Origin of the sequence: Streptomyces corchorusii, assembly GCF_001514055.1 — a bacterium.
GTDB classification, from domain to species: Bacteria; Actinomycetota; Actinomycetes; order Streptomycetales; family Streptomycetaceae; genus Streptomyces; species Streptomyces olivaceoviridis.
The window spans coordinates 178,522-195,487 of the sequence record NZ_KQ948353.1 but is presented as its reverse complement, the minus strand read 5'-3'; the positions used below and the strand labels follow the sequence as shown (position 1 = coordinate 195,487).

Annotated in this window: 14 protein-coding genes; 9 read left to right on the top strand and 5 right to left on the bottom strand. The window is 73.3% G+C overall.

The annotated features are described in order from the left end of the window. Nucleotides 1-271: 271 nt before the first annotated feature. From AQJ11_RS08070 to AQJ11_RS08045, 6 genes are all read left to right on the top strand, one after another. On the top strand, nt 272-2,449 hold the full coding sequence (locus AQJ11_RS08070) for a xanthine dehydrogenase family protein molybdopterin-binding subunit (protein ID WP_059262397.1): 2,178 nt from the start codon (nt 272-274) through the stop codon (nt 2,447-2,449). Continuing rightward, nucleotides 2,446-3,378 (top strand): FAD binding domain-containing protein, encoded by a 933-nt coding sequence (locus AQJ11_RS08065; RefSeq protein ID WP_059262396.1) that lies wholly within the window; start codon nt 2,446-2,448, stop codon nt 3,376-3,378. The genes AQJ11_RS08070 and AQJ11_RS08065 overlap by 4 nt, the downstream gene beginning before the upstream one ends. Further along, nucleotides 3,375-3,857, top strand: coding sequence for a (2Fe-2S)-binding protein (locus AQJ11_RS08060; protein WP_014676904.1), 483 nt, complete (start codon nt 3,375-3,377; stop codon nt 3,855-3,857). The genes AQJ11_RS08065 and AQJ11_RS08060 overlap by 4 nt, the downstream gene beginning before the upstream one ends. A gap of 66 nt (nt 3,858-3,923) precedes the next feature. Next, on the top strand, nt 3,924-4,913 hold the full coding sequence (locus tag AQJ11_RS08055; protein ID WP_014676905.1) for an amidohydrolase family protein: 990 nt from the start codon (nt 3,924-3,926) through the stop codon (nt 4,911-4,913). Nucleotides 4,914-4,933: 20 nt separating this feature from the next. After that, nucleotides 4,934-6,172: an XdhC family protein gene (locus AQJ11_RS08050; RefSeq protein ID WP_059262395.1), complete on the top strand. Its 1,239-nt coding sequence runs from the start codon at nt 4,934-4,936 to the stop codon at nt 6,170-6,172. 78 nt (nt 6,173-6,250) lie between these two features. Further along, nucleotides 6,251-7,993 carry a pyruvate dehydrogenase gene (locus AQJ11_RS08045; protein ID WP_059262394.1) on the top strand — a complete coding sequence of 581 codons (1,743 nt, stop codon included), beginning with the start codon at nt 6,251-6,253 and terminating at the stop codon, nt 7,991-7,993. 10 nt (nt 7,994-8,003) lie between these two features. Here AQJ11_RS08045 and AQJ11_RS08040 read toward each other — a convergent pair whose 3' ends face one another. After that, entirely contained in the window at nt 8,004-9,656 is a 1,653-nt protein-coding gene (locus tag AQJ11_RS08040; RefSeq protein ID WP_014676908.1) for an MFS transporter, read from the bottom strand. Nucleotides 9,657-9,857: 201 nt separating this feature from the next. Here AQJ11_RS08040 and AQJ11_RS08035 point away from each other — a divergent pair, with 201 nt between their 5' ends. Next, nucleotides 9,858-10,820: an AraC family transcriptional regulator gene (locus tag AQJ11_RS08035; protein ID WP_059262393.1), complete on the top strand. Its 963-nt coding sequence runs from the start codon at nt 9,858-9,860 to the stop codon at nt 10,818-10,820. Nucleotides 10,821-10,848: 28 nt separating this feature from the next. On the opposite strand, the gene AQJ11_RS08030 is transcribed toward AQJ11_RS08035, so the two are convergent. From AQJ11_RS08030 to AQJ11_RS08015, 4 genes are all read right to left on the bottom strand, one after another. Next, nucleotides 10,849-11,586, bottom strand: coding sequence for a YoaK family protein (locus AQJ11_RS08030; protein ID WP_014676910.1), 738 nt, complete (start codon nt 11,584-11,586; stop codon nt 10,849-10,851). After that, nucleotides 11,567-12,091: a DoxX family protein gene (locus AQJ11_RS08025; RefSeq protein WP_014676911.1), complete on the bottom strand. Its 525-nt coding sequence runs from the start codon at nt 12,089-12,091 to the stop codon at nt 11,567-11,569. Before AQJ11_RS08025 ends, AQJ11_RS08030 begins: the two co-directional genes overlap by 20 nt. Nucleotides 12,092-12,143: 52 nt before the next feature. Next, entirely contained in the window at nt 12,144-12,806 is a 663-nt protein-coding gene (locus AQJ11_RS08020) for a hydrolase (RefSeq protein WP_014676912.1), read from the bottom strand. A gap of 104 nt (nt 12,807-12,910) precedes the next feature. Next, a complete protein-coding gene (locus AQJ11_RS08015) occupies nt 12,911-14,779 on the bottom strand; it encodes an amidohydrolase (RefSeq protein WP_244218179.1) in 1,869 nt (622 codons plus the stop codon). A gap of 431 nt (nt 14,780-15,210) precedes the next feature. Between AQJ11_RS08015 and AQJ11_RS08010 the strand changes: the two genes are divergently transcribed. Together AQJ11_RS08010 and AQJ11_RS08005 are read left to right on the top strand one after the other, a co-directional pair. Then, on the top strand, nt 15,211-16,182 hold the full coding sequence (locus tag AQJ11_RS08010; protein WP_059262718.1) for an alpha/beta hydrolase: 972 nt from the start codon (nt 15,211-15,213) through the stop codon (nt 16,180-16,182). Between the two features lie 20 nt (nt 16,183-16,202). After that, nucleotides 16,203-16,919 (top strand): alpha/beta fold hydrolase, encoded by a 717-nt coding sequence (locus tag AQJ11_RS08005; protein ID WP_014676916.1) that lies wholly within the window; start codon nt 16,203-16,205, stop codon nt 16,917-16,919. The last annotated feature ends 47 nt before the right edge of the window (nt 16,920-16,966 follow it).

The following is a 16,966-nucleotide window of genomic DNA, read 5'->3' as shown; positions in this document are numbered from 1 at the left end:
CCACTCGCCCCGCGCCCGCCTCCGTGGTTAGTGTCCAAGCAGTCGAATTCCACCGGCGTGGCGTTCCCCGTGAACCGCCACGCAGCGACGGGCCGAATATCCCGCACGCGTTCGCTGCCGGGTCAGGCCGTCGACCGGTCAATTCCCGCCCCCACACGAACGAGGTGTTGTTGTGGAGCGATGGACAAGGCGCGAGGACGAACGGCTGCTCACCGGGAAAGGCCGGTACGTCGCCGATATGCACGTGCCGGGATGTCTGGACGCCGCATTTGTGAGAAGCAAGGTCGCCCACGGCACGCTGCGGAGCGTGGACTGTGCCGCGGCGCGCGACGTGCCCGGTGTCGTGGGCGCCTGGTCGGCCGCGGACCTGCCGGACCTGCCGCCGGTCCCGTACACCCTGCTCGCCCGGCTGTCCACGGAGGAAGCGGTCGCCGGCCGGGAGTGGCCGGCGCTCGTCAAGGACCGGGTGCGCTATCCGGGCGAGGCGCTGGCGGTCGTCCTCGGCGAGGACCGCTACCGGGCCGAGGACGGGGCCGCCGAGGTCACCACCGTGGTCGATCCGCTGCCCGCCGTGGTCACACCGTCCGCGGCCCTGGAGGACTCCGTCCGCCTGTTCGACGGCCTCAGCAACACCGCCCTGCGGGGCGAGGCCGGCGCGCCCATCGACCCGTCCGTCTGGCAGGACGCCGCCGCCGTGGTCGAGGCCACCTACCGGCAGCAACTGCTCATGCCCAGCCCCATGGAGTGCCGCACCATCCTCGCCGTACCCGAGGGGGACCGGCTGACCGTGTGGTCGGGGCACCAGATGCCGCACCGGCTGCGCCGCGAACTCGCCGCGCTGCTCGGCTGGTCCGCCGACCGCATCCGGGTCGTCGTCCCGGACACCGGAGGCGCCTTCGGCTCCAAGAGCGCCGCCTTCCCCGAGTTCGTGGTCGTCGCCTACCTGGCCGTCACGCTCGGCCGACCGGTGCGCTGGATCGAGGACCGCCTGGAGTCCATGCTCGTCGCCACCCGCGGCCGGGGCCAGGACCAGACCGTCCGGCTCGCCGCCGACGCCGAAGGGCGCCTGCTCGCCTACGAGTTGACGATCAACGCGGACGTCGGCGCCTATCCGCACCTCGGCGTGGGACTGCCCATGCAGACGGCCTGGATGGCGCCCGGCGCGTACACCACCCCGCACGTCCACGCGACCCTGCGCTCGGTGCTCACCAACACCATGGTGACCTACCCCTACCGCGGCGCCGGACGCCCCGAGGCCGCCATCGCCATCGAACGCACCATGGACCTGCTCGCCCGGCGGCTCGGCATCGACCCGATCGAACTGCGGCGGCGCAACTTCATCCCGCCCGACGCCTTCCCGTACGACACCCCCACCGGCCGCCGCTACGACAGCGGGAACTACGCCGCCGCACTGGACCTCGCGCTGGAGACGGTCGGCTACGAGGAGTGGCGCGCCGAACAGGCCCGCCGCCGCAGCGACCCGGACGCGCTGCCGCTCGGCATCGGCGTCTCCTGCTACGTGGAACGCTCGGGCGGCGAACCCGGCGGACTGCACGAGTTCGGCAGCCTGGAGGTCCACGAGGACGGCACCGTCACCGCCCGCTGCGGCGCCGCCCCCAGCGGCCAGGGGCACGAGACGGTCTTCCCGGCGCTCGTCGCCAAGACCCTCGGCATCCCCGAGGCGCAGGTCCGTCTCGTCGAGGGCGACACGGACGAACAGCCCGAAGGACTGGGCTCCTTCGCCAGCCGGTCGGCACAGGTCGACGGCGCGATGTTCCAGCAGACGGCCGGCCTCCTGATCGAGCAGGCCCGCGAGCGCGCGGCGCGGCTGTGGGACCTGCCGGCCGACAAGGTCGCGTGGGCCGACGGCTCCGTCCACACGACCTCCGGCGATTCGGCCGTCCTGGGCCTGGGCGAACTCGTCAAGGCGACCGGGCCGCTTCGCGTCGAGAACCGCTACGAGGCCGGCATGGCCTTCCCCTTCGGCGCGCACGTCGCCGTGACCGAGGTGGACCCCGACCTCGGCACCGTGAACGTCCTGCGGCTGGTGGCCGTGGACGACTGCGGAGTCGTCCTCAACCCCACCGTGGTGCACGGACAGGCCTACGGATCCGCCGTCCAGGGCATCGGCCAGGCCCTCTACGAAGGCATGACGTTCGACGAGGACGGCGTGCCGCACCTGGCGAGCGGATTCCTGGACTACCTGCTGCCCACGTACACGGAGATCCCGCCCATCGAGATCAAGGACACCTGCACCCCCAGCCCCAGCACCCCGCTGGGCGCCAAGGGAGCGGGGGAATCGGGCTGCATCGGCACCCCGGCCGCCATCGTCAACGCCGTGGCCGACGCCCTGCGGATCGCCGACCCCGACCTGCTCCAGATGCCGCTCACCCCGGACAGCGTCTGGCGGGCGGCCCGCGCCCCGCAGCACGAGGAAGGTGTCCGGTGAAACCCGCGTCCTTCGACTACGCCGTCCCCCGCACGGTCGCCGAGGCCGTCCAGGCGCTCGGCGACACCGACCGCACGGCCCAGGTGCTCGCCGGCGGGCAGAGCCTGATCCTGGAGATGCACCTGAAACGCATCCGGCCGCAGCTCGTCGTCGACATCAACCGCATCCCGGAACTCGACGGCATGCGCGTCGACGGTGACGAACTGCGCGTCGGCGCCCTCGTCCGGCACGCGACCTTCGAGTCGGCCGACGCCGTCCCCGGCCCGCTCGGCACCCTGCTGTCCCGGGCCGTCGTCAACATCGCCCACCCGCCCATCCGCTCCCGGGGCACCATGGCCGGCAGCTTCGGCTGGGCCCACCCCGCCTCGGAGTGGTGCGCCATCGGCGTCGCCCTCGACGCCACCGTCGAGGTCACCGGTCCCGACGGCGCCCGCTCCATCCCGGCGCGGGACTACTTCCTCGGGCCGTACCGCACCGCGCGCCGGCCGCAGGAGCTGATCACCGCCGTACGCCTGCCGCTGCTCGGCGAGAACACCGGCGTCGGCTTCATCGAACACCGCCGCACGCACTTCTGCTTCGCCCAGGTCGCGGTCGCGGCGGCCCTCACCGTGACCGACGGCGTGATCAGCGACGCACGCATCGGACTGGTCAACTCCGCCGACCGCCCCCTGCGCGCCCGCGCCGCCGAACAGGCCCTGATCGGCGCCGGCTTCGCAGCGCTCCCCGAGGGGTCCCGGCTCCCCGACGGCCATCCGTTCGCCCGCGCCGGCCGGGCCGCGGCCCAGGAGGACGCCGCACCGCTCGCCGAACCGTACGCCGACGTGGAGTACAAGCGGCAGGCCATCGCCGTCCTGGTCGGCAGGACGCTCACCGAGGCGGCGACCGACCTGCGCTCGCGTCTCGCCCCACGACAGGGAGGCCCCCGATGAAGATCACGCTCACCGTGAACGGCACCGCGCACGCCCTCGACGTCGAACCCCGCCGCCTGCTCGCCGACGTCCTCCGCGACGACCTGGGCCTCACGGGCACCCACCTGGGCTGCGAGCACGGCATCTGCGGGGCGTGCAGCGTGCTCATGGACGGCGAGGCGGTCCGCGCCTGTCTGGTGCTGGCCGTACAGTGCGACGGCCGCTCGATCCGCACCGTCGAGGGCCTCGCCGGGCCCGACGGCGAACCCCACCCGCTGCAACGGGCGTTCTCCGCCGAGCACGCGCTCCAGTGCGGATTCTGCACCCCCGGCTTCCTCATGGTGGCCGCCGGAGCGCTCGACGCCGACCCCGACCTCGCCGACAAGCCCGACGCCATCGAAGGCGTCGTCGGCTCCAACATCTGCCGGTGCACCGGCTACGAACCCATCCGGCGCGCCATCGCCCGCGCGGCCCGGGAAAAGCGGGAGACCACCGCCTGACACGCGCCGGCCCCGCACGGACCGCCCCTCACCCGGGGCGGTCCCGGACCGACCGAGGAGACACACATGAACGGTGACATCCGCGCCGGAGTGATCGACGTGCACGCCCACTGGCTGCCCCGCGACCTGCTCCCCCTGCCGCCCGGGAACCCGCTCGGCGGCATGAACGACCGCGACGGCGAACTCTTCCTGGGCGACGCCCCGCTGTCGTTCCCGACCACCGCGATGACCGACATCGACACCATCGTCGCCGACACCCTGAAGGCCGGACTCGGCGCGCGCGTCATCTCCGCACCCCCCTTCGCCTTCCCCGTGCACGCCCCCGCCGAGGCCGACGACTACATCGCCGCCTACAACGAACAGCTCGCCCACGCCGTCTCCCGCACGGAGGGCACCCTCGTCGGACTCGGACTGGTCCGGCTGGACGACGCCGACGCCGCCCGCAGGGAACTGACCCGGCTCGCCGCCGCCGACGGCATCGCGGGCATCGCGGTCCCGCCCGTGGTCGACGGCCGCTCCTACGACCGGGGCGTCCCCCGGCAGATCCTCGGCATCGCCGCCGAACTGGGCCTGTCCGTCCTCGTCCACCCGATGCAGCTGCCGCGCGCCGAATGGGACCACCACTACCTGGTCAACCTCATCGGCAACCCGGTGGAGAGCACGACCGCCGTGGCCGGGGTGCTGCTCGGCGGCGTCCTGGAGGAGTTCCCCGGCCTGCGGATCTGCTTCGTCCACGGCGGCGGCTGCGCCCCCGCGCTGCTGGGCCGGTGGGGACACGGCTGGCGCACCCGCGACGACGTGCGCCGCGGCAGCAGCCGCCCCCCGGCGGAGTCCTTCGGCCTGCTCTACTTCGACACGGTCACCCACGACCCCGAGGTCCTCACGCTGCTGCGGGCCCACGCCTCGCCCGACCGGATCGTGTGCGGCAGCGACTACCCCTTCGACATGGCACAGCCCGACCCGGTCGGCTTCCCGCTGGCGCACGGCATCGACGCCGCGACGCTCGAAGCGAACGGCCGCCGGTTCCTCGGGCTGACCACGGCGAACCACGGCTGACGGCAGATCGGAGAGATCCCATGCGAGACCTGGCGCCCCGCCTGCTGGAGTGGCAGGCCGCCGGAGCCCGCTGCGCCCTCGCGAGCGTCGTCGCCGTCCGGGGCAGCGCGCCGCTGCGCCCCGGAGCGGCGCTGTGCGTCCACGAGGACGGCACGGCCCTCGGCAGTGTGTCGGGAGGCTGTGTCGAAGGCTCCGTCTACGACCTGGCCCGTGAGGTGCTGGACTCGGGCGAGGCGCGGTGCGTGTCCTTCGGGTACGCCGACGACGACGCGTTCGCGGTGGGGCTGATGTGCGGAGGCGAGATCGACGTCCTCGTCCAGGCCGTCGACGACGCCACGGCACGGGTCCTCGGCGCCGCCGCACTGGCCGCGGCGGCGCGGCGCCCGGTCGTCGTGGCGCGCGTACTGCCGGGACCCGACGCGGGCGCCGGCTGCGTCGCCGTGTGGCGGGACGGCCACCTGGGCAGCACCGGCGACCCCGCCCTGGACCTCGCCGTCCTCGCCGACGCCCGCCGCATGCTCGACCGGGACGGCACCGTCGTACGGACGTACCAGGCCGGTGCGTCAAGGCCGCACGACGCCGGCGTGTCCCGTTCCCGCGAGGCCGGCGTGCCGAGCGGGTCGCGGGCCCCGCGCGTGCTGTTCGAGGCCTGGGTCCCGTCGCCCCGGCTGCTGGTGTTCGGCGCCAACGCCCACGCCGCCGCGGTGAGCCGGATCGGTGCCCTCCTCGGCTACCACGTCACGGTCTGCGACGCCCGGGCCACCTTCACCACACCCGAGCGCTTCCCGGACGCCGACGAGGTCGTGGTCGACTGGCCCCACCGGTACCTGGCGGCCACGGAGACCGACCGGCGGACCGTGGTGTGCGTGATGACGCACGACCCGAAGTTCGACGTCCCCGTCCTCGCCGAAGCCCTCGGCCGCCCCCTGGCCTACGTCGGAGCGCTCGGCTCCCGCCGCGTCCAGGCACGCAGGCGGGAGGACCTCGTCGCGGCCGGCGTGTCGCCCGACGCCCTCGCGCGGTTGCACGCGCCCCTCGGCCTCGACCTGGGCGGGTCCACCCCCGAGGAGACCGCCGTGTCCTTCGCCGCGGAACTCATCGCCGTCCGCTCCGGCCGCACCGCCCACCCGCTCTCCCTGCTGGACGGGCCCATCCACCCGACCGCCACCAAGGAGCGCCCCGGCGCCGGCGAGGCCCGGTGCGCTGCCGGAACCGATCCGGTGCGCGGACGGACAACCGCGGCGCTCCGCGCTCACTAGCGTGGGCCGGGCGCGAGGCAGGCCCTCCGTGCCCCCGCCCGGAGGGTCGTGCCGCAAGGCCCGAACCCGAGGAGTCCCATGGCCAAGCAGACCATCGCCGAACAGTACGTCGACCTCATGGCGCGCGCCGGTGTGCGCCGCATGTACGGCGTGGTCGGAGACAGCCTGAATCCCGTCGTCGACGCCGTCCGGCGGCACGCCGACGTCGAGTGGATCCAGGTCCGCCACGAGGAGGTAGCGGCGTTCGCCGCCGGGGCGGAGGCCCAGCTCACCGGCCGGCTCGCCGCGTGCGCGGGATCGTGCGGGCCGGGCAACCTCCACCTGATCAACGGCCTGTACGACGCCCACCGCTCGATGGCGCCCGTGCTGGCGCTGGCCGCCCACATACCCAGCGGCGAGATCGGCACCGGCTACTTCCAGGAGACCCACCCCGACCGGCTGTTCGCCGAGTGCAGCCACTACTCCGAGCTGATCTCCTCACCGCGCCAGATGCCCCGCGTGGTGCAGACGGCCATCCAGCACGCCGTCGGCCGGCGCGGCGTCTCGGTCGTGGCACTGTCCGGTGACACCGCCGCCGAGGAATCCCCGGACGCGGCACCCGAACTCGCCATGCCCCTGGACCTGCCAGCCATCCGCCCCAGCGACCAGGAGATCGCCCGGCTCACCGAGCTGGTGGACGGCGCCGAACGCGTCATGGTGTTCTGCGGCCGGGGCGTCGCCGGAGCCCACGCCGAGGTGATGGAGTTCGCCGGGAAGGTCAAGGCCCCGGTCGGCCACGCCCTGCGCGGCAAGGAACACATCCAGTACGACAACCCGTACGACGTCGGCATGTCCGGACTGCTCGGCTACGGCGCCGCGTACGAGGCCATGCACGAGTGCGACCTGCTCATCCTCCTCGGCACCGACTTCCCGTACACCGACTTCCTGCCCCGCGATGTGCGCACCGTGCAGGTCGACGTGCAGCCCGAGCGGCTCGGCCGGCGCACCCAACTCGACTTCGCCGTCTGGGGAGACGTACGCGAGACCCTGCGCTGCCTGACGCCCGCGGTGCGGGAGAAGCAGTCGCGCCGGTTCCTCGACCGGATGCTGGAGCGGCACGCGCACGCCCTCGAAGGCGCCGTCAGCGCCTACACGCGCGACGTCGAGCGGCACACCCCCATCCACCCCGAGTACGTGGCCTCGGTGCTCGACGAGGAGGCCGCCGACGACGCCGTGTTCACCGTCGACACCGGCATGTGCTGCGTGTGGGCGGCGCGTTACCTCACGCCCAACGGCCGCCGCCGCATCCTCGGCTCCTTCGTGCACGGCTCCATGGCCAACGCGCTGCCCCAGGCCATCGGCGCCCAGTTCCTCGACCGCGGCCGGCAGGTCGTCTCGCTCTCCGGCGACGGCGGGTTCTCCATGCTCATGGGCGACTTCCTCACCCTCGTCCAGTACGACCTGCCGGTGAAGGTGGTCGTCTTCAACAACTCCTCCCTCGGCATGGTCGACCTGGAGATGATGGTCGACGGCCTGCCCCCGCACGGCACGACCTACCCGCACGCCGACTACGCCGCCATCGCCACGGCCGCCGGAGCGCGCGGCATCCGGGTGGAGCGGCCCGGTGACGTCCGGGACGCGCTGCGCGAGGCGTTCGCCCATGACGGGCCCGCGCTGGTGGACGTCGTCACCGACCCCGCCGCGCTGGCCGTGCCCCCGAAGATCACCACCGAGCAGCTCACCGGCTTCGCCCTGTCCGCGAGCCGGACCGTGCTGAGCGGGGGCGTCGGCCGCATGGTCCACCTGGCCCGGGCCAACCTCCGCAACATCCCCCGCCCCTGACCCATCGCCCCTACGGGGCGGGCGCGGGGCCGGACCCGGCCGGTACGGCCGGCCCCGCCACGGTGTCGAAGGCATGGGTCACCTCGGGCACCGTCCCCGGCGCGAGCAGCTCACGGGCCTCCTCCTCGCGCCGGCGGTCGGTGTCCGTCCACCGGACGTGGTGCTGGGCGCGGTGTTCCGCCCAGGTACTGACCAGGTAGTTCTCGACGAAGCGCGCCGGGTCGTTGCCGTCCTGGTAGAGACCCCAGGACAGGGCCCCCGTACGGCGCCGGGAGCGGGCGACCTGGCGCATGCGGGCCGTGAACGCGGCCCGGTTCCCGGCGGGGACGCGGTAGACGACGGAGACCAGGACCGGGCCGTCGGCCTCCCCGGGCTCGAACACCAGGGGCGGAGCCGGCCAGTGGTCGGACGGCGTGGGGTTGATGCCCGCGGCGTCGTACAGCGGCCACCGGCGCACACTGGCCGCGCTGAGCAGCATCACCGCACCGGCGATCAGCAGGCACGCGCTGAGCCCGACCCAGTCGGCGACCGCGCCCCACAGCGGTGCCGCGAGCGCCTGGCCGCCCTGGAACACCAGCAGGTACACCGCGAGACCACGCGCCCTGACCCAGCCGGGCAGTCGCGTCTGCACGGCCGCGTTGAGCGTCGACAGCACCCCGATCCAGGCGAGTCCCGCCGGCAGCAGGGCGACCGCGACCACCCAGGGGGTGCGGACCGTCGCCAGCACGGCGAGCACGCCGGCGAACACCACGGCGCCCGCGGCGAGCGTGCCGTTGATACCCAGCAGGGCGCGGACGCGCCGCAGCGCGAACGCCCCCGCCACGGCCCCCACACCCACCGCCGCCAGCAGGACCCCGTACCCGGCCGAGCCGAGGCCGAGGGAACTGCTCGCGGTCAGCGGCAGCAGCGCCCACAGCGCGGCACCGCCGGGGATGAACAGGACCGTGCGCAGCAGCACCCGGCGGACGCCGGGCGCGTTCCACACATAGCGGCGGCCGGCGTACAGGGCCGCCAGCAGCCCGTCGTTCCCGGGGAGGGTCGCGGTCGCCGGCTCCGGGCGCCGCCACGCCATGAGGACGGCCGCGATGCCCAGGTAGGAGGCCGCGTTGAAGGCGAAGACCCAGCCCGCGCCCGCCGCCGCGACCACCGCCCCGCCGAGCGCCGGGCCGACGGCACGGGCCAGGTTCACGTTCACCGCGCCCAGCGCCGCCGCCTGATCGAGCCGCCGGCGCTCCACCAGTTCCGGCTGGATCGCCTGCCACGCCGGGCCCATCAGCGCGGTGCCGCAGCCCAGCAGGAACGTGAGCACGAGCAGCACCGCCGGCGTCAGGGCGTCCAGGAACGCCAGCACGGCCAGCACACCGGACACGGCGAGCATCGCGAACTGCGCGGCCAGCAGCACCGAGCGCCGGTCGAAGCGGTCGGCGACCACCCCGGCGGGCAGGGCCAGCAGGACCACGGGGAGGCCGGCGGCGGTCTGCACGAGCGTCACCAGCGCGGCACCGTGTCCGACCAGCAGCCACTGCGCGCCCACGGTCTGCATCCAGCTGCCGACGTTGGAGACCAGCTGGGCGATCCACAGGGCCCGGAAGACGTGCGCCGCGAGCGGGGCCCAGGGGGAGTCGGTCGCGGCGGGTGCGGGGGCTGAAGGGGGGCTGCTCATGTCCGGGACAGTAGGGGCCGCCGCCCTCCGGCTCTTGACCATGAGCGCATGGGGTGTGATCCGGCAGCGCAGCCCCGGTCACTGTCTTGTCACTCTTTTCGCACAGCCACCGGCCTACGCTCCCGGCGAAGCGGAGCCGACTACGGATTCCCCGGAACGGCCGCTTCAAACACGGCAACGGTTCGAAGGCAAGGGCGGTTCATGTCCCGCACAGGCACGTCCCTCATCGGCAGGCGCACGGCCGGCACGTCCACGGCCGGCACGTCACCGGGCAGCAGAGTGCGGCGGATGCCCATGGGCCTGGACATCGTCATCAGGGACGCGGTGCCCGCACGCCTGCCCGGGGAGAGGCCGCCGGGCGCGCCGCCGGCTCCCGCGGCAGGTCCCCGGCGGCTCATCGCCCGGCAGGGCGGCGAGTACCTCTTCGTGGGGCTGCGCGGCGCCGCCGGCTTACCCGCGCGGCAGCCCGCCACGGACATCGTCCTCGGCCCCGGCGACATCTGCTTCTACGACGTGCACCAGCCCCCGGTGCTGGACTTCCCCCGGCACGCCCGCCTGAAGGTCTTCCTGCTCTCGCGTCAGCTGCTCGGGCTGGCCCGGTCGGACGTGCCCCGCCTCACGCACGCCCCGGTCACCCCGACGTCCCGGCTGGGCGCCCTGCTCTCGCCGTTCCTGTCCGACTTCGCCGACACGGCGGCGGTGGCCCGGTCCGCGGTCGGCGACATGCTCGCCTGGAACGCCGTGAGCCTGCTGTCCACCCTGGCCGGCGAGCATCTGGCCGACCAGGCGCGGGGGCGGGAGCCGGACACCCGGGCGCCGCTGATGTCGGACATCCTGGACTTCATCGACCTGCGGCTCAGCGACACCGGCCTGTCCCCGAAGACGATCGCCCGCGCACACCACATCTCCGTCCGCTACCTGCACAAGCTGTTCCGGGAGGAGGGCATGACGGTCGGCCGGCTCATCCAGCGCCGGCGGCTGGCCGAGTGCCGGCGTGTCCTCACCCTGCGGTCCGCGGAGAACATGACCATCGCGGCCGTCGCGCACCACTGGGGCTTCGCGAGCCCCACCCACTTCAGCCGTGTGTTCCGCGACACCTACGGGATGTCGCCCAGCGAATGGCGGGAGTTGGCCGGACGGGGCGACCGGGAGGCCGGGGAATGACCCGGCCTCCCGGTCCGTGACCCCTCCGTCAGGACGTCGGCTTGGTCCAGGCGGCACCGTCGGCGGACAGCCGGTGGGTCAGCACGGAGGTGACCGCCAGGAGCAGCAGGCACAGGACCAGGGTGAGCACCAGGTGCCCGTGCAGGACGAGTTCCGCGCCGAGGAGGGCGCCGAGCAGCATGGCCACCACGGACAGGATCCGCCGGCCGGGCCTCGGCGCCGCACCGCCCGCCGGCGGCGAGTCCGCGGCCAGACCGGTGAGGGTCAGCGTCAGTACGGTCGTGGTGAGGTCCGGCACGCCGAGGCGCCGGGCGACCGCGTTCTGCAATCCCATGGCGAGCCCGAGGCACACGATGAGCGTGTACTCGACGCCGGTGGTGACCCGGCCGTCGGCGACCGCCGTGACGACGACGGTGACGGCGACCAGCACCGTCTGCGCGGCGGTGGCCGTCTTCAGCAGGTTCCCGCGGTGCCCCGCGAACCGGGTCCCCAGCCGGCCGCCGGCCAGCGCGCCGGTGAGGAAGGCCGCCAGCGCGACGACGGAGGCGAGCACGGACAGGGTCTGGGCACCTGCCAGGGCGAAGCCGAGGAACACCACGTTGCCCGTCATGTTGGCGACGAAGACGTGGCCCAGTGCCAGATAGCTCACCGCGTCGACCAGACCGGTGACCACGGTCAGGGTGAGCATCAGGGGAGGCAGCGGGCCGTGCCGGTCGCCCTTGGGCGGGACGAGCGTGTGGGCCGCGTCAGTCAGCAGGCTGCGCATAGGTCTTTCCTTCCGGTACCAGGGGCGGGCGGTGCAGCACGAGCCGGGTCAGCAGCCCGCTCGCCGGGCCGATCACGATCGCGGCGACCGCGATCCACACCCTCCACGGTGTGATGCCCAGCGCGTGGTCGAGGGACCACGCGCCGGGCCCCGTGAGGGCCAGCGCAGCGGAGATGACCACGAGGACCAGCGGGTACTCGTAGCCGTCGTTCTGCACCCACAGGCCCTTGGGCCGCTTGACGGTGCCCGCGACCGTCATCACGCCCATGGCGGCCATCGCCGCCAGGGGCGTGAGCAGACCGGCGGTCAGGAACAGGCCGGCCCCGATCTGGCTGGCGCCCGCGACGACCGCGGTCAGCCGGCCCCCGCGGAACCCGTCGTGCCGGAACTCCTCGGTTCCGCCTGCCAAGCCGTGGCCCCCGAGCCGGAAGCTCACCTTCTGCACCCCGTGGCCGGTGATGAGGAGTCCCGCCACCACCCGGAGGACCAGCAGTCCCGCGTCCATCTCTTCCTGCCTGTTCCTGACTCAGTCCTTGATCGCTGTGCTGGGGAGGGGCTCAGCCGGCCGCGTGGCCACCGATGAAGGTCTGGGCGTACACCAGGCCGAGGCCGTAGGCGCCGCCGTGCTCCTTCACGACCTCCGTCACCGGCACGTACGTCTCGCCGCGGGCCCAGTCGCGCTGGAGCTCCAGCAGCACCTGCACCCAGGTGACCGGCACGGCGCCGCCCTGGATCATGCGCTGGACGGCGTGCTCGTGGGCCTGCGGGCTGACACCGCCGGACGCGTCGGTGACGACGTACACCTCGTAGCCCTGGGCGATGGCGGAGAGCACCGGCAGCACGACGCAGACCTCGGTCCACAGACCGGCGATGACGAGCTTCTTGCGGCCGGTCGCCTTGACGGCCTCGACGAACGCGGTGTCCTCCCAGGCGTTCATCGTCGTGCGGTCCACGATCTTGTGGTCCGGGAACACGTCCGCGAGCTGCGGCAGGATCGGACCGGAGAAGGACTCGGCGGCCACGGTGCTCAGCACGACCGGCACGTCGAACACCTTGGCGGCCTTGGCCAGACCCAGGGTGGAGTTGATGATCGCGGTGCGGTCGCCGCTGCCGGTGCCGAAGAACATCTGCGGCTGGTGGTCCACGAACAGGACCGCGCAGTTGTCCGGGGTCAGCAGGTCGGGGCTGGGGGACGCGGTGACCTGGGCGATGTCGACCATGAGAGTGCCTTTCCATTCTTGGGTAACGGCGCGGACGGGCGTCCGCGCCGGGCAACGACCGTCCTGGGGACGGAGTCTGCGGGTGTGGACGGAGCGGGGACCGCTCAGAGGACGAAGCAGGGATCGAACGGCATGTCGGCCGCGCCGGGGGCCAGACCGCGCCGTGCGCGCCAGGCGCGGTGCTGCTCCGACTCCGCGACGGCCTCGCCGAGGGCCTCGGCCTGGCGCACACCGGCCGGCCGGGACGCCTGGTAGCCGCCGAAGTGCGCCACCGGGCTCCACGCGGGGGTGACGGGCGGCAGCTCCTCGTCCAGGCCCTCGTACTCGCGGGCGGCGTAGACGATCCGGCCGCCGGTGACCGTGAGCAGGGACTCGATGTTCGCGATCTCCGGCTCCGGCACGGTGAAGTAGTCGTCGGACAGCACCGCGAGGTCCGCGTAACACCCCGGCCGCAGCACGCCCTTGACCTGCTCCTCGCCGGTCAGTTCGGCGCCGGCGACGGTGAACATCCGCAGCGCGGTCTCCCGGTCGACGCGGTTGGCGGGGGAGCGGAGCACCAGGTCGCCGATGTCCCGTCCGCTCACCAGCCAGTGCAGGGCGACCCAGGGGTTGTAGGTGGACACCCGGGTGGCGTCCGTACCGGCGGCCACGGTCAGCCCGCGGTCCAGCATGGCCCGGATGGGCGGGGCGTCCGCAGCGGCTCCGGGGCCGTAACGGCGCAGGAACGCCTCGCCCTGGAAGTACAGCCGGTTCTGGACGGACATGGCACCGCCGAGCGCGGCCACACGGTCCAGGCTCTGCGCGGACACGGTCTCCGCGTGGTCGAACAGCCACCGGTTCCCCGCCGGGAAGAGCCCCTCGGCGGCCAGCTTCTCGAAGACCGCGAGATCCCGGCGGATCGTCTCGTCGTACGTGGCGTGCAGCCGGAACCCCCAGCCATTCTCCATCAGGAGACGCACGGCCTTCTCGAACTCGCCCTCGTAGTCGCCGAGTTCCGGGCGCGGCTGGCTGAAGTTCTCGAAGTCCGCCGCCGCCCAGGTGAGGTTCTCGCCCGCGCCGTTGAGACGCAGCCACGCGTCCCCGTCCTCCGGACGGGCCATCTCGATCCAGCGGGTGAGGTCGGCTATCTCCTGGCCCGCGGTCTGCGGGAAGAGGTGATAGGCGATGCGCAGCGACAGCTGACCGGCCTTCGCCAGCTCGACGACGGTGCTGTAGTTCTCGGGGAAGTTCTGGAAGCCGCCGGCGGCGTCGATCGCCGAGGTCAGGCCGAACCGGTTGAGCTCGCGCAGGAAGTGACGGGTCGACACCTTCTTGTCCTCGCCCTCCAGGACCGGCGCCTTGGCCAGCGTCGAGTAGAGGATGAGGGCGCTCGGCGCGGCCAGCAGCATGCCGGTCGGCTCCCCGTCCCGGCCGCGGACGATCTGCCCGCCCTTCGGGTCGGGCGTGTCCTTGGCGAACCCGGCGGCCCGCAGCGCCGCCCGGTTCAGGACGGCCGACTGGTACAGGTGCAGCACGAACACCGGGGTGTCGGGGGCGGCGGCGTTCAGCTCGGCCACCGTCGGCAGCCGCCGCTCGGCGAACTGGTCGGCCGACCAGCCTCCGACCACCCGCACCCACTGGCCCTTCGGCGTCCGCGCGGCCTGTTCCCGCAGCATCGCCAGGGCCTGGCGGAGCGTCCGGACGCCGTCCCAGCGAAGCTCCAGGACGTAGTTGAGGCCACCCCGGATCACGTGCAGATGGGCGTCGTTGAGCCCCGGGATCATCCGCCGGCCGAGCGCGTCCACCACCTTCGTGTCGGGCCCGACGTGCGGGGCGACGTCCTTGTCGTCGCCGACTACCGTGATGACACCGTCTCGCACCGCGAGCGCCTCGGCACGCGGGCGGCGCGGGTCCCCCGTATGAATGCTGGCGTTGCGGACGACCAGCTCCGCGGCGTCGTCGATGGCCTGGGGAACAAGCCCGCCGACCGGCATGACAGACACGTGTGCGAGACCTCCTGCGTGGTGGGCGTCCTGGATGTCCGCCGCGCCCGCGCTCGGCGCCCAGTAAGAGCGGCGAGCGGGGCGACGGGAAACGCGATCGAAGACGCGGGCGAGAACAGCGGTGATGGCGTGGGAGTCCGCCGTCGTATCCGATGGGCGAAGCGCGACCGCTGTGCCCTCACGCTAGGGCCGGGGAACAGCGCCGGGTATCCCCTCCGTGCACTGACCCGTACCTCACAGTGCACTCGGCCCGCGACGGGCGGCACTCGTGCACTTTGGGGACGTCATGCGTGCACGGACGGGCAATCGCCCGCCGGGAGCGGTCCTACTGTTGCCCTCAGCGGCGCCGGAGTGCCCAGTACGTCGATCCGGCTCGTACGCCGGAACGACCGGTGCCCCCTATGCAAGTGCAGGAGATCGACATGTCTGATGCCCAGGCGCCGGTGACCCCGGTGCTGGAGCCCGCCGCGGCCGAGTTCGTGGCGGCGACCGCCAACCCGCCCTACCTCTTCGACCTGCCCCCCGCCGAGGGCCGCAAGGCCGTCGACGAGGTCCAGTCCGGCGAGATCGACAAGCCCGCCGTCGACGAGGAGTGGATCACCGTCGAGGGCGGCCCCACCGGCAGCGTCCGGGCACGGATCGTCAAGCCCGCCGGCTCCACCGGCACCCTCCCCGTCATCCTCTACATCCACGGCGCCGGCTGGGTCTTCGGCAACGCCCACACCCACGACCGCCTGGTGCGCGAACTCGCCGTCGGCGCCGACGCGGCCGTGGTCTTCCCCGAGTACGACCTCTCTCCCGAGGTCCGCTACCCGGTGGCCATCGAGCAGAACTTCACCGTCGCCAAGTGGGTCGTGGAGCAGGGCGCCTCCAAGGGCCTGGACGGCTCCCGCCTCGCCGTGGCCGGTGACTCCGTCGGCGGCAACATGACCGCCGCGCTGACCCTGATGGCCAAGGAACGCGGCGGCATCCCGCTCGTGCAGCAGGTGCTGTTCTACCCGGTCACGGACGCGAACTTCGACACGCCGTCGTACCACCAGTTCGCCACCGGCTACTTCCTGCGCCGCGACGGCATGCAGTGGTTCTGGGACCAGTACACCACCGACGAGACCGAGCGCGCCCAGATCACCGCCTCCCCGCTGCGCGCCACCACCGAGCAGCTCACCGGTCTGCCCCCGGCCCTGGTCATCACCGGCGAGGCCGACGTGCTGCGCGACGAGGGCGAGGCGTACGCCAACAAGCTCCGCGAGGCCGGTGTGCCCGTCACCGCGGTCCGCTTCCAGGGCATCATCCACGACTTCGTGATGCTCAACGCGCTGCGCGGCACGCACGCCGCCGAGGCCGCCATCACCATGGCGGTCCGCACGCTGCACGCCGCCCTGCACACCGCCTGATCCCGGGGAGAAGCACGGACATGAGCACCACTCCTACCGTCGTCCTGGTACACGGAGCCTTCGCCGACGCGGCGAGCTGGTCCGGGGTCATCGAGGAGCTCCAGAGCCACGGCGTTCCCGTGATCGCGCCGCCGAACCCGCTGCGCGGCCTCGCGTCCGACGCCGCGTACGTCGCCTCCGTCGCCTCCCAGATCGACGGTCCGGTCGTGCTGGTCGGCCACTCGTACGGCGGTGCGCTGATCACCGTGGCCGGCACCACCGAGAACGTCGTCGGCCTCGTCTACGTCGCCGCCTACGCCCTCGATGAGGGCGAGAGCCTCGGCGAGCTCCAGGGCCGCTTCCCGCTCTCGCCGCTGGTGAGCAACCTCAAGCAGTGGACGTACCCCGTCCCGGGCGGCGAGCCCGCCGTCGAGGTCACCATCGCCGAGGACGCCTTCCCGTCGGTCTTCGCCGCCGACGTGCCCGCGGAGGTCACCAAGATCCTCGCGGCCGCGCAGCGTCCGCTGGCCGCCGCGGCCTTCGAGGAGACGGCCTCCGCCGCCGCCTGGAAGACCAAGCCGTCCTGGGCCCTGGTGGCCGGCGCGGACAACGCCATCAACCCGGAGGTGGAGCGCTTCGGCGCGAAGCGGGCCGGGGCGACGATCGTCGAGATCGAGGGCGCCTCGCACGCCGTGGCCGTCTCCCAGCCGAAGGCCGTCGCCGAGCTGATCCGCGACGCGGTCCGCGCGACGGGCTGACCCGGCTCCACGAACGACCGCGCGGACGCCTCCCCCGTATCGCGTCC

Excerpts from the sequence above, each read along its gene's own strand:
- AQJ11_RS08025 (WP_014676911.1), bottom strand. The coding sequence starts at position 12,091 with ATGGACGCGGGACTGCTGGTCCTCCGGGTGGTGGCGGGACTCCTCATC.
- AQJ11_RS08045 (WP_059262394.1), top strand. The coding sequence starts at position 6,251 with ATGGCCAAGCAGACCATCGCCGAACAGTACGTCGACCTCATGGCGCGC.
- AQJ11_RS08015 (WP_244218179.1), bottom strand. The coding sequence starts at position 14,779 with ATGCCGGTCGGCGGGCTTGTTCCCCAGGCCATCGACGACGCCGCGGAG.
- AQJ11_RS08005 (WP_014676916.1), top strand. The coding sequence starts at position 16,203 with ATGAGCACCACTCCTACCGTCGTCCTGGTACACGGAGCCTTCGCCGAC.
- AQJ11_RS08040 (WP_014676908.1), bottom strand. The coding sequence starts at position 9,656 with ATGAGCAGCCCCCCTTCAGCCCCCGCACCCGCCGCGACCGACTCCCCC.
- AQJ11_RS08060 (WP_014676904.1), top strand. The coding sequence starts at position 3,375 with ATGAAGATCACGCTCACCGTGAACGGCACCGCGCACGCCCTCGACGTC.
- AQJ11_RS08050 (WP_059262395.1), top strand. The coding sequence starts at position 4,934 with ATGCGAGACCTGGCGCCCCGCCTGCTGGAGTGGCAGGCCGCCGGAGCC.
- AQJ11_RS08055 (WP_014676905.1), top strand. The coding sequence starts at position 3,924 with ATGAACGGTGACATCCGCGCCGGAGTGATCGACGTGCACGCCCACTGG.
- AQJ11_RS08030 (WP_014676910.1), bottom strand. The coding sequence starts at position 11,586 with ATGCGCAGCCTGCTGACTGACGCGGCCCACACGCTCGTCCCGCCCAAG.
- AQJ11_RS08020 (WP_014676912.1), bottom strand. The coding sequence starts at position 12,806 with ATGGTCGACATCGCCCAGGTCACCGCGTCCCCCAGCCCCGACCTGCTG.
- AQJ11_RS08010 (WP_059262718.1), top strand. The coding sequence starts at position 15,211 with ATGTCTGATGCCCAGGCGCCGGTGACCCCGGTGCTGGAGCCCGCCGCG.
- AQJ11_RS08035 (WP_059262393.1), top strand. The coding sequence starts at position 9,858 with ATGTCCCGCACAGGCACGTCCCTCATCGGCAGGCGCACGGCCGGCACG.